Source organism: Streptomyces sp. 13-12-16, from assembly GCF_002114215.1.
Classification (GTDB): Bacteria; Actinomycetota; Actinomycetes; order Streptomycetales; family Streptomycetaceae; genus Streptomyces.
The window spans coordinates 1-11,467 of record NZ_NCTE01000451.1 but is presented as its reverse complement, the minus strand read 5'-3'; the positions used below and the strand labels follow the sequence as shown (position 1 = coordinate 11,467).

The following is an 11,467-nucleotide window of genomic DNA, read 5'->3' as shown; positions in this document are numbered from 1 at the left end:
CGGGGCGTCGGACAGCGCGGCGCTCGACGAGAAGGCGGCGGAGGCGTCGGGGGACACGTCCGCGACCGTGGAGGCCCTGAGCCACACGGCGTGGCCGTACGTGGCCGCCGCGGGCGGTGTCCTGCTGCTGCTGGCCGGCCTGCTCGCCCTGCGCTACGGGCGCCTCTGGCCGGCCATGTCCGGCCGCTACGAACGCAACGGCGCCCCACGCCCGCGCCGCAAGCCCGCGTCCGTCGACCCCGACCGCCCCGAGGACCTCTGGAAGGCCCTGGACAGGGGCGAGGACCCGACGAGCGCGTAACGCGCCCCCTGGCTGCGGGCGGCCGAGCCGCTGGGGCGGCACGACTGCCCGCGGCTTGGGGCGGCCCGCGGTTCGGCGTGGTACCCCCGCTCACCCTCGGCGCGTGCGTGCGGGACAATGAGGGCGAGCGTCTGCTCAGACAGGTACACAGCAACGAGGAGCAAGCAATGGCGGGCAGCAGCCACGGTCACACCCCGGCCGCCTGGACCGGTGTCATCATCGCCTTCATCGGCTTCTGCGCCGGTGGCGCGTTCATGGTGATGGACCAGCCCGTGGGCTTCTGGGCGAGCATGGGCGTCGTACTCCTCGGCGGTGTCGTCGGCGCCGTCATGCGCTCGATGGGCATGGGCCAGCCGAAGAGCAACCACCCCGTGCACCAGGTCACCGGCGACCGCGCGCCGGCCCGCGCCCAGGGCTGAGCACGGCGGAGCACCCCGCACAGGGGCGGGCCCGGCACGACGCCGGAACCGCCCCTGAGCCGTGTCCGGGGCACAATGCACGGCGTGAACGCTTCCACCCCCGGAGCGCCCCCCGGCAGAGCGGCCCGACTGGCCGTCCCCGCGGGGCTGCTCGCCGCCGTCGCCGGGGCCTTCGCCTACGTCGGGGCCGTGGACCCCAACGAGCCCGGCCACTACCCCGCCTGCCCGCTGCTGCGCCTCACCGGCCTGTACTGCCCCGGCTGCGGCGGACTGCGCAGCGCGCACGCCGTCGTCCACGGCGACCTCCCGGCCGCCCTCCAGGCCAACGCTCCCGCCGTCCTCGGCTACACCGTCTGCGCCGTGCTGTGGACCGTCTGGGTGGTCCGCGCGGTGCGCGGCGGGCCGCCGCCGCGGATCGATCCGCCGCCGGTGCTCCTGTGGTCCCTGGGAGCACTGCTCCTGGTGTTCACGGTTGTCCGGAACCTGCCGTTCGGCGGCTGGCTGCATCCTTGATCGATCAGCGAAAGTCCAGATGGGGAGACCGGCGTCAACCTGGATGCGAGGCATCCGCCCCGCTGCGGATACCATCGCAGTGACCAGTGAAGACCGACCGTCAGGAAGGGGGCCGCTCGCGTGAGTGTGCTCGACGAGATCATCGACGGAGTCCGTGCCGACCTCGCGGAGCGGCAGGCGCGCGTCAGCCTCGACGAGCTCAAGGAGCGTGCGGCGAAGGCTCCCGCGGCCAAGGACGGCGCGGCCGCCCTGCGCGGCGACGGCGTCAAGGTGATCTGCGAGGTCAAGCGCTCCAGCCCGTCCAAGGGCGCGCTGGCCGCGATCGCCGACCCGGCGGGACTCGCCGCCGACTACGAGGCGGGCGGCGCCGCCGTCATCTCCGTCCTCACCGAACAGCGCCGCTTCGGCGGCTCGCTGGCGGACCTGGAGGCCGTCCGCGCGCGCGTGGACGTCCCCGTCCTGCGCAAGGACTTCATCGTCACGTCGTACCAGCTCTGGGAGGCCCGCGCGTACGGCGCCGACCTCGCCCTGCTGATCGTCGCGGCCCTCGACCAGCCGGCCCTGGAGTCGCTGATCGAGCGCGCCGTGTCCATCGGCCTCACCCCGCTCGTCGAGGTGCACGACGAGGACGAGGTCGAGCGCGCGGTCGACGCGGGTGCCAAGGTCATCGGCGTCAACGCGCGCAACCTGAAGACGCTGAAGGTCGACCGCGGCACGTTCGAGCGGGTCGCCCCGGAGATCCCCGCGCACATCGTCAAGGTCGCCGAGTCCGGCGTCCGCGGCCCGCACGACCTCATCGCCTACGCCAACGCCGGCGCCGACGCCGTCCTGGTGGGCGAGTCCCTGGTCACCGGCAAGGACCCCAGGACGGCCGTCTCCGACCTGGTGGCAGCGGGCGAACACCCCGCACTGCGCCACGGCCGCGGCTGATCCGCCGGTAGGCTTGGCCCCGATGAAGCTCTCCCGACTCGCACGAGGCTGCCGGCCCCGCGGCTGCCGTGCCCCCGCCCGCCGGGTGCACGGCCGCAGGGTCCGCTACGTCATCGGCGACGAGCCGGGCCAGGTGAACGGGCGGCGATGGCAGCGCGCCTCTTAGGGGCGCGGGGCTGTACCGAATGTGCGACTCCGTCGCGTGAGCGCGACCGGCCGCACCAGGCCTGAAGCCGGCCGACCACCCCCGCCCCACGGCGAAACGTGCCCGACACACACTCACCGTGAGGTACACGCATGCCCAGCAACTTCTTCATCCCCGACCCGGAGGGTCGGACCCCGAGCCCCGAAGGCTACTTCGGCGCCTTCGGCGGCAAGTTCATCCCCGAGGCCCTCGTCGCCGCGGTCGACGAGGTCGCCGTCGAGTACGACAAGGCCAAGCACGACCCCGAGTTCGCCCGGGAACTCGACGACCTCCTGGCCGACTACACCGGCCGCCCGAGCGCGCTCACCGAGGTCCCCCGTTTCGCCGAACACGCCGGCGGAGCCCGTGTCTTCCTCAAGCGCGAGGACCTGAACCACACCGGCTCGCACAAGATCAACAACGTGCTCGGCCAGGCCCTCCTCACCAAGCGCATGGGCAAGACCCGCGTCATCGCCGAGACCGGCGCGGGCCAGCACGGCGTGGCCACCGCCACCGCCTGCGCCCTCTTCGGCCTCGAGTGCACCATCTACATGGGCGAGATCGACACGCAGCGCCAGGCCCTCAACGTGGCCCGGATGCGCATGCTCGGCGCCGAGGTCATCGCCGTGAAGTCCGGCAGCCGCACCCTGAAGGACGCCATCAACGAGGCGTTCCGCGACTGGGTCGCCAACGTCGACCGCACCCACTACCTCTTCGGCACCGTCGCGGGACCGCACCCCTTCCCGGCGATGGTGCGCGACTTCCACCGCGTCATCGGCGTCGAGGCCCGCCGCCAGCTCCTGGAGCGCGCCGGGCGCCTGCCCGACGCCGCGATCGCCTGCGTCGGCGGCGGCTCCAACGCCATCGGCCTGTTCCACGCCTTCATCCCCGACGAGAGCGTCCGCCTGATCGGCTGCGAGCCCGCCGGACACGGCATCGAGAGCGGCGAGCACGCGGCCACCCTCACCGCGGGCGAGCCCGGCATCCTGCACGGCTCCCGGTCGTACGTCCTCCAGGACGACGAGGGCCAGATCACCGAGCCGTACTCGATCTCGGCCGGCCTGGACTACCCGGGCATCGGACCCGAGCACTCCTACCTCAAGGACAGCGGCCGCGGCGAGTACCGCGCGGTGACCGACGACGCCGCCATGCAGGCCCTGCGCCTGCTGTCGCGCACCGAGGGCATCATCCCGGCCATCGAGAGCGCCCACGCCCTCGCCGGCGCCCTGGAGGTCGGCAAGGAGCTGGGCAAGGACGCGCTGATCGTCGTCAACCTGTCCGGGCGCGGCGACAAGGACATGGACACCGCCGCCCGCTACTTCGGGCTGTACGACACCGACGCCGAGGTCGCCGCCGACGAGGCCGGCACCGCCGAGATCGAGGGGGACGCCAAGTGAGCGGGAACGTACGGCTGCTGAACGACACCCTCGCCGCGGCGAAGGCCGAGGGCCGCTCCGCCCTCATCGCCTACCTCCCGGCCGGGTTCCCCACCGTGGACGGCGGCATCGAGGCCGTCAAGGCCGCCCTGGACGGCGGCGCCGACGTCGTGGAGGTGGGCCTGCCGCACAGCGACCCGGTCCTCGACGGCCCGGTCATCCAGACCGCCGACGACATCGCCCTGCGCGGCGGCGTGAAGATCGCCGACGTGATGCGCACGGTCCGCGAGGCCCACGCGGCCACCGGCAAGCCGATCCTCGTCATGACCTACTGGAACCCCATCGACCGCTACGGCGTGGAGCGGTTCACCGCCGAGCTGGCCGAGGCGGGCGGCGCCGGGTGCATCCTGCCCGACCTGCCGGTCCAGGAGTCGGCGCTGTGGAGGGAGCACGCGGAGAAGCACGGGCTCGCCACGGTCTTCGTGGTCGCGCCCAGCAGCAAGGACGAGCGGCTCGCCGAGATCACCGCGGTCGGCAGCGGCTTCGTCTACGCCGCCTCCCTCATGGGCGTCACCGGCACCCGTGAGTCGGTCGGCGCGCAGGCCGAGGACCTGGTGCGGCGTACCCGTGCGACCACCGGCATCCCGGTCTGCGTCGGGCTCGGCGTCTCCAACCCCGCCCAGGCCGCCGAGGTCGCCCGCTTCGCCGACGGCGTGATCGTCGGCTCGGCCTTCGTCAAGCGGATGCTGGACGCCCCCGACGCCGCCGCCGGCGTCGAGGCCGTCCGCGCGCTCGCCGGTGACCTGGCCAAGGGCGTACGCCGACAGGCGTAACCGGCCGGGGCATCCGCAGACAGTCGTACGGATCCCTCGTACGGGTGGTCCTGGGACCGGGGAGGCGCTGTGCGCCTCCCCGGTTCGTTCTGCGGGTGTGAGCGAGAAGAACCGTGAGGGAAAGCGCACCGCCCGGGAGCGGATGGCGGACGAGCGCGAGAAGCAGAAGAAGGCGGAGAAGCGACGCCGTGGCCTGATCGTGGGCGCGAGCGTGCTCTGTGTCCTGGGGCTCGCGGCGGTGATCGGTGTCATCGCCGCCAATTCGGGCGGGGACGACGAGAGCGAGGCGTCCGGCCCCGTCGTCGCGCCCTCCGGGGCCCTGGGCAAGGACGGCCTCGCCATCCCGGTCGGCAAGGAGAGCGCCAAGGCCACCCTCACCGTGTGGGAGGACTTCCGCTGCCCGGCCTGCAAGGTCTTCGAGCAGAACTACAGCCCCACCATCCACGAGCTGACCGAATCCGGCCGGCTGAAGGTGGAGTACCACCTGGTCACACTGATCGACAGCGGCCTGGGCGGCACCGGCTCCCGCAACGCGGCCAACGCCGCCGCCTGCGCCCAGGACGCCGGGAAGTTCGCCGCGTACCACGACGTGCTGTTCGAGAACCAGCCGCCGGAGAGCGACGACGCCTTCGCCGACGACGGCAAGCTGATCGAGCTGGCCGGGAAGGTCGACGGACTCGACACCCCCGCCTTCCGCGCCTGCGTCGAGGACGGCACGCACAACAGCTGGGTCGCCAAGTCCCACGAGGCGTTCCGGAAGGGCGGCTTCAGCGGCACGCCGACGGTGATGTACGAGGGCAGGAACATCAACCAGGACCGCTCGATGACCCCCGAGAAGTTCAAGCAGATGGTCGAGGAGGCCAACAAGGGACAGTGACGCCCCGGACCGACGATCCGACGGTCCTGTTATGGAGCCGTAGCCGGGCTGCCTGCCGTGCGGCCGGTCCGGCACGGTAGCGTCGACCCTGCCATGGAACTTGCCTACATTCCCAGCCCGTCGAGCGGGGTGCTGTACCTCGGCCCCGTTCCGCTGCGCGGCTACGCGTTCTGCATCATCATCGGCGTCTTCGTTGCCGTCTGGCTCGGCAACAAGCGCTGGATCGCCCGAGGCGGGCGGGCCGGCACGGTGGCCGACATCGCTGTCTGGGCCGTCCCCTTCGGCCTGATCGGCGGCCGGCTCTACCACGTGATCACGGACTACCAGCTGTACTTCAGCGAGGGCCGTGACTGGGTGGACGCCTTCAAGATCTGGGAGGGCGGCCTCGGCATCTGGGGCGCGATCGCGTTCGGCGCGCTGGGCGCGTGGATCGGCTGCCGGCGCCGTGGCATCCCGCTGCCCGCCTACGCCGACGCCATCGCGCCGGGCATCGCCTTCGCCCAGGCGATCGGACGCTGGGGCAACTGGTTCAACCAGGAGCTGTACGGGCGGGCCACGGATCTGCCGTGGGCGGTGGAGATCACGTCCTCCTCCGACGGCCGGGTCGCGGGGACGTACCACCCGACGTTCCTGTACGAGTCGCTGTGGTGCGTCGGTGTGGCGCTGCTGGTGATCTGGGCGGACCGGCGGTTCAAGCTCGGGCACGGGCGGGCGTTCGCGCTGTACGTCGCCGCGTACTGCGCGGGGCGGTTCTGGATCGAGTACATGCGGGTCGACGAGGCGCATCACATTCTCGGGCTGCGGCTGAACAACTGGACGGCGGTCCTGGTGTTCCTGCTGGCGGTGCTGTACATCGTGCTGTCGGCGCGGAAGCGGCCGGGGCGGGAGGACGTGGTGGAGCCGGGGGCCTCCGGCGGTGAGGCCGCCTCTGATGATGAGGCCGAGGCCGTGGAGAAGGGCGAGGAGGGTGCTCCTTCCGAGAAGGAGGAGTCCTCCGAGGCCGAGGCCGAGCACTCCAAGGACGGGGCCGGGTCGGCGAAGAAGAGCTGACGGTCTGCTGTACGACACCGAGGGCGTCCGGGGTTTTCCGGGCGCCCTCGGTTTGTGCGGGGCGGGGGTGGGTTGCGCGGCCCGGCGCTTGCGGGGCGCCGTCGCGCCCACCCGTGCCGCCCTGCGGCACGATCGCCCGCGGAGGGTGGGGGCGGCGCAACTGTCCGCGGAGGGCGGGGGTGGCGGCGCGACCGTCCGCGGATTGCCGTCCCAGTGGTGCGATGGCTCGTGGGTTGCGGGGGAGCGGGTCAGGGTCTGGTGGCCAGGGAGAGGGTTCTTTGGGCTGCTTTCACCACCGCTGTGTCGATGAAGGTGCCGTTGGGGAGGGCCTGGGCGCCCTGCTCGGAGGCCGCTGCCTTGAGGATGGTCTCCGCCTGTTCGATCTCCTCCTCCGTGGGGAGGTAGGCGCGCTCGATGACCGGCAGCTGGCGGGGGTGGATGGCGGCGCGGCCCAGGAAGCCCAGGGCGCGGCCGTGGGCGCAGGAGGCGGCCAGGCCGTTCAGGTCGCGGATGTCGGGGTGGACGGACTGGGTGGGTGGGGCGAGGCCCGCCGCACGCGCGGCGACGACCACCCGGGAGCGGGACCAGTCGAGGCCCGCGTCGTCGCGTACGCCCAGGTCGGTCCGTAGGTCCGCCTCTCCGATGGCGATACCGCGCAGGGACGGGTGGGCGGTGGCCACGGCATGGGCGCGTTCGATGCCGAGGGCCGTCTCCAGGAGGGCGTACAGGGGCAGTGGGCCGCCGTGGGCGGACACGGCGCGCCGGGCGACGCGTACGACGTCGGACGGGGACGACACCTTGGGGAGGCGCAGGCCGGACAGGCCGGGGGCGTGCGCGATGGCCGCGAGGTCGGCGCGGGCCCAGGGGCCGGACAGGGCGTTGACACGGACGTGGACCGGGACCGGCTGGGGCTCGCGCAGCAGCTCGGCGGTGGCGGAGCGGGCATAGGCCTTGCGGTCGGGGGCGACCGCGTCCTCCAGGTCGACCACCACCACGTCGGCGCCGGAGGTGAGCGCCTTCGCCACCACGGGAGGACGGTCGCCGGGGGCGTACAGCCAGGTCAGCGGGAAGCCCGTCACAGGGCGCCCTCCGCGCGGAGCTCCGCGAGGTCGTCGGGTGTGAGGCCCAGCTCGGTCAGGACCTCCTCGGTGTCCGCGCCGTGCGGGCGGCCCGCCCAGCGGATCGCGCCCGGGGTGCCGGAGAGCCGGAAGAGGACGTTCTGCATGCGCAGCGGGCCCAGCTCCGGATCGTCGACCGTGGTGATCGTGTTCAGTGCCTGGTACTGAGGGTCCGCCATGACGTCCCGTACGTCCTGGACGGGGGCGACCGCCGCCTCCGCCTTCTCGAAGGCGGCCAGCACGTCGGTGCGGGTGTGCCGGGCGATCCAGCCGCCTACCGCCTCGTCCAGCACGTCCGCGTGCCGGGCCCGGTCCTCGCCGGTGGCGAACCAGGGCTCCTCGATCAGGTCGGGACGGCCCACCAGCACCATCACGCGCTCGGCGATCGACTGGGCCGAGGTGGAGACGGCGACCCAGGTGCCGTCGGCGGTGAGGTAGGTGCCGCGCGGGGCGTTGTTCTGGGAGCGGTTGCCGCTGCGGGGCTGGACGTGGCCGAGCTGGTCGTACCAGGTGGGCTGGGGGCCCAGCGCGGTCAGGATCGGCTCGATCAGCGCCATGTCGACGACCTGGCCCTCTCCCGTGCGGTCCCGGCCGGCGAGCGCGGTCATGACGGCGTACGCCGTGGTCAGGCCCGCGATGGAGTCCGCCAGGCCGAACGGGGGGAGGGTGGGCGGCGCGTCCGGTTCGCCGGTGATCGAGGCGAAGCCGCTCATCGCCTCGGCGAGGGTGCCGAAGCCGGGGCGGTGGGCGTACGGGCCGAACTGGCCGAAACCGGTGACCCGGACCAGGACCAGCCGGGGGTTGACGGCGGACAGCTCGGGCCAGCCCAGGTCCCACTTCTCCAGGGTGCCGGGGCGGAAGTTCTCGATGACCACGTCGGCGGTCCCGGCGAGGCGCAGGAGGGTGGCCTGTCCGCCGGGCGTGGACAGGTCGAGGGTGATGGTGCGCTTGTTGCGGCCGAGCATCTTCCACCACAGGCCGATGCCGTCCTTCGACGGGCCGTGGCCGCGGGAGGGGTCCGGTTTCCTCGGGTGCTCGACCTTGACGACCTCCGCGCCGAAGTCGCCGAGCAGGGTCGCGGCGAGCGGGCCGGCGAAGAGGGTGGCGAGGTCCAGGACGCGCAGCCCGGTCAGCGGGGGGCCGGTGGGGGAGGGGGTGGGATCGTCGTACGGCCTCATGAGCGGGTGGCCTCCAGGTGGGTCAGACGGGCCAGGGTGTCGAAGCCGGTGCCGTGGAAGTCGCCGACGGAGGTGGCCAGGCGGTTCTTCAGCGGGGCCGTCCAGCGTTCGGGGAGGGCACGGGGCGAACCGGCGAGGAGGGCGGCGATGCTGCCGGCCGTCGCGCCGTTGGAGTCGGTGTCCCAGCCGCCGGACACCGCGCGGCAGACGGAGCCGGTGAAGTCGCCGTCGGCGTGGGTGAGGGCGGCGGCGATCAGGGCGGTGTTGGGGACGGCGTGCACCCAGTGGTGGGTGGCGGCGTAGGTGTCGTGCAGGACGTCGACGACGGTGTCGAAGTCGGTGTGCTCGTGCGCGAGCCGAACGGCCCGGCGGACGGCTCGGGCGAGGCGGGAGCGGGGCGGGACGACGGTGAGGCCGGTGCGCAGACAGGCGTGGACGTCGTGGTCGCCGGTGCCGGCGGTGGCGATGACGGCCGCCGTGAACATCGCCGCGTAGACGCCGTTGGCGGTGTGGGTGAGGGTGGCGTCGCGGTGGGCCTGCTCGGCGGCGGCGGCCGGGTCGCCGGGATTGGTCCAGCCGTGCACGTCGGCGCGGATCAGGGCGCCGATCCACTCGCGGAAGGGGTTGTGGTGGCGGGCGGTCAGTGGGGGTTCCAGGCCGCTGAGGAGGTTGCGGTAGGCGACGCGTTCGGCGGTGAAGGTGCGGCCGGCGGGGAGTTCGTCCAGCCAGACGCGGGCCACGTCGGTGGGGGTGAAGGCGCGGGTGTGGCGTTGCAGGACGAGGAGGTTCAGGAGGGGGTAGTTGAGGTCGTCGTCCTCGGGCATGCCGTCGATGTTCTCGGCGAGGGAGGTCGTCGCGGAACGGCGGTTCCAGGGGTGTCCGGTGAGGAGGTCCTCGGGGACGCCGCGGGCGGTGAAGTAGGTGGTGAGGGGCCAGTTGCCGGTTGCCCGGGCCAGTTGGCGGATGGCGGTGAGGGGGAGTTTCTCCACCGGTTTGCCCAGGAGGCAGCCGACTGCTCTGCCGAGCCAGGCGGCTTCCAGGGCGGCGGGGTGCGCTGACCGGGGGGTGGTCGCGCGGCCCGGCGCTCGCGGGGTGCCGTCGTGCCCGCCCTCCCCCGCTCCCGGCCTCGCTCGAGCGGGTGGCCCCCCATCGCCCGTGGGGGCACCTCCCGGGCCCTCCGGGCACCGGGGGAGGCACGACTGCCCGCGGGGGGCGGGGCGACCGTCCGCAGTGCGTGGCCAGTCGGGGCACAGGGACTTGATTCGAGGCAGGTCGGTCGGTTCGTCGTCGGTCAGGGTGCTGGGGAGGTCGGCGAGCTCGTCGAGGAGGTCGGTGGCCAGGAGGCGGAGGTAGGGGGAGGCCGGTTCCGGGGACGCGCCCGCGTGGACCGGGGCTTCGGGGCCGCCCGCCGCGTGCCAGCGGGCGGCGACGGCGGAGGGTGCGCGGCCGTCCTGGGACGCCTGGCGCAGTTCGTGGCCGATCAGGTCCTCCGGTTGGACCCAGGTCAGTCGGAGCATCCGGGGCCTCCCAGGTCCGCGAACGCCCGCTCGTGGGCGCGGCGGCGCCGCACGTCGCGTACGAAGATCTCGCGCGTCACGGCGGTGAGGGTGGCCGCCGGTTCCCACAGGTCGAGGCGGCTGGCCTCCGCCACCGTCTTGGCCCAGTCCTCGGGTACCGGTGAGCCGAGCGCGCCGGCCACCGCGCCGGCCATCGTGGCGATGGAGTCGCAGTCGCGGCCGTAGTTCACCGCGCCGAGGACCGCGTGGTGGAAGTCGCCGCCGGCCACCACCAGCATGCCCAGTGCCACCGGGAGCTCCTCGACGGCGTGCAGCCGGGACGGGCGGCGGGCGCCCAGGGAGGGGGAGCGGTAGTCGGGGCCGACCGTGTCGTACGGCGCCACCGCCTCCCGCAGCGGACCCAGCGCCGACTCGAAGTCCGTGTGCCGCGAGGCGACTTCGCAGACCTTCTCGATCGCCGTCCGCGTGCCGTCCTTCGCGGACGACAGGCACGCGGCGACCACCGAGTCCGCCGTCGCACCCGGCGCGCACGCCGCCGCCACGGCCGCCGCGAAGACACCGGCCGCCTCCCTGCCGTACGACGACTGGTGCGCGCCCGCGACATCCAGCGCCTCGGCGTAGGCGGCGGCCGGATGGGCGGCGTTGACCAGGCCGACCGGGGCCATGTACATCGCGGCACCGCAGTTGACGATGTTGCCGGTGCCGGCCTCACGAGGGTCGACGTGGCCGTAGTGCAGGCGGGCCACGAGCCACTTCTCGGCGAGGAAGATCCGCTGCAGCGGGAGCGCCTCCGCCTCCAGCTCCGGGATCCAGCGCGGGTTCGTCATCAGGTCCGGGACCAGGTGATCGGCGACGGCGTAGGCGTCCAGGTGGTCGCGGACCGTCGCGTACACCCGGATCAGCGCGTGCGTCATCAGGGTGTCGTCGGTGACGTGGCCGTCGCCCTTGTGGTACGGCGCGATGGGGCGGGCGGTGCGCCACGCGTCGCCGTTCCACGGGCCGACGACGCCGTGTACGCGCCCGCCGTGGCGCTCGACGATCTGCTCGGGGGAGTACCCTTCGACCGGCCCGCCGAGGGCGTCACCGACGGCCGCTCCGACGAGGGCGCCGGTGATCCGTTCGTCCAGGGGCGGGCCCTGGTCGCTCTTTTCCGCCTTTTCGCGCGTCATGC

General features: G+C 73.3%; 13 protein-coding genes. 9 read left to right on the top strand and 4 right to left on the bottom strand.

Translation table 11 applies throughout. From position 1 onward, the window contains the following. The 9 genes from B7767_RS18400 to lgt form a co-directional block, all read left to right on the top strand. On the top strand, positions 1–301 hold a 301-nt coding region (locus tag B7767_RS18400), incomplete at its 5' end, for a TIGR02234 family membrane protein (protein WP_107486165.1). 167 nt (positions 302–468) lie between these two features. Continuing rightward, positions 469–720 carry an HGxxPAAW family protein gene (locus tag B7767_RS18395; RefSeq protein ID WP_085573147.1) on the top strand — a complete coding sequence of 84 codons (252 nt, stop codon included), beginning with the start codon at positions 469–471 and terminating at the stop codon, positions 718–720. Between the two features lie 75 nt (positions 721–795). After that, on the top strand, positions 796–1,233 hold the full coding sequence (locus B7767_RS18390) for a DUF2752 domain-containing protein (RefSeq protein WP_179167186.1): 438 nt from the start codon (positions 796–798) through the stop codon (positions 1,231–1,233). Between the two features lie 120 nt (positions 1,234–1,353). Beyond that, positions 1,354–2,163 (top strand): indole-3-glycerol phosphate synthase TrpC, encoded by an 810-nt coding sequence (gene trpC / locus B7767_RS18385; protein ID WP_085573146.1) that lies wholly within the window; start codon positions 1,354–1,356, stop codon positions 2,161–2,163. Between the two features lie 22 nt (positions 2,164–2,185). Then, positions 2,186–2,329, top strand: a complete 144-nt coding sequence (gene trpM, locus B7767_RS49340) for a tryptophan biosynthesis modulator TrpM (protein ID WP_371102252.1) — start codon at positions 2,186–2,188, stop codon at positions 2,327–2,329. 131 nt (positions 2,330–2,460) lie between these two features. Beyond that, positions 2,461–3,744 (top strand): tryptophan synthase subunit beta, encoded by a 1,284-nt coding sequence (gene trpB, locus B7767_RS18380; protein ID WP_085573145.1) that lies wholly within the window; start codon positions 2,461–2,463, stop codon positions 3,742–3,744. Then, positions 3,741–4,556: a tryptophan synthase subunit alpha gene (gene trpA, locus B7767_RS18375; RefSeq protein WP_085573144.1), complete on the top strand. Its 816-nt coding sequence runs from the start codon at positions 3,741–3,743 to the stop codon at positions 4,554–4,556. Before trpB ends, trpA begins: the two co-directional genes overlap by 4 nt. A 97-nt stretch (positions 4,557–4,653) precedes the next feature. Beyond that, the gene (locus tag B7767_RS18370; protein WP_085573143.1) at positions 4,654–5,433 is read left to right on the top strand and encodes a thioredoxin domain-containing protein; all 780 of its coding nucleotides are present in this window, start codon (positions 4,654–4,656) and stop codon (positions 5,431–5,433) included. Positions 5,434–5,526: 93 nt separating this feature from the next. Beyond that, positions 5,527–6,483: a prolipoprotein diacylglyceryl transferase gene (gene lgt, locus B7767_RS18365; protein WP_085573142.1), complete on the top strand. Its 957-nt coding sequence runs from the start codon at positions 5,527–5,529 to the stop codon at positions 6,481–6,483. 248 nt (positions 6,484–6,731) lie between these two features. Here lgt and B7767_RS18360 read toward each other — a convergent pair whose 3' ends face one another. Genes B7767_RS18360 through B7767_RS18345 form a run of 4 tightly spaced genes read right to left on the bottom strand, consistent with a single transcriptional unit; the run spans position 6,732 to position 11,465 of the window. After that, a complete protein-coding gene (locus B7767_RS18360) occupies positions 6,732–7,562 on the bottom strand; it encodes a CoA ester lyase (RefSeq protein WP_085573141.1) in 831 nt (276 codons plus the stop codon). After that, positions 7,559–8,779 carry a CaiB/BaiF CoA-transferase family protein gene (locus tag B7767_RS18355; RefSeq protein WP_085573140.1) on the bottom strand — a complete coding sequence of 407 codons (1,221 nt, stop codon included), beginning with the start codon at positions 8,777–8,779 and terminating at the stop codon, positions 7,559–7,561. The genes B7767_RS18360 and B7767_RS18355 overlap by 4 nt, the downstream gene beginning before the upstream one ends. After that, positions 8,776–10,296 carry an ADP-ribosylglycohydrolase family protein gene (locus B7767_RS18350; RefSeq protein ID WP_085573139.1) on the bottom strand — a complete coding sequence of 507 codons (1,521 nt, stop codon included), beginning with the start codon at positions 10,294–10,296 and terminating at the stop codon, positions 8,776–8,778. Before B7767_RS18350 ends, B7767_RS18355 begins: the two co-directional genes overlap by 4 nt. After that, positions 10,284–11,465, bottom strand: a complete 1,182-nt coding sequence (locus B7767_RS18345; RefSeq protein ID WP_085573138.1) for an ADP-ribosylglycohydrolase family protein — start codon at positions 11,463–11,465, stop codon at positions 10,284–10,286. Before B7767_RS18345 ends, B7767_RS18350 begins: the two co-directional genes overlap by 13 nt. Positions 11,466–11,467: the final 2 nt, after the last annotated feature.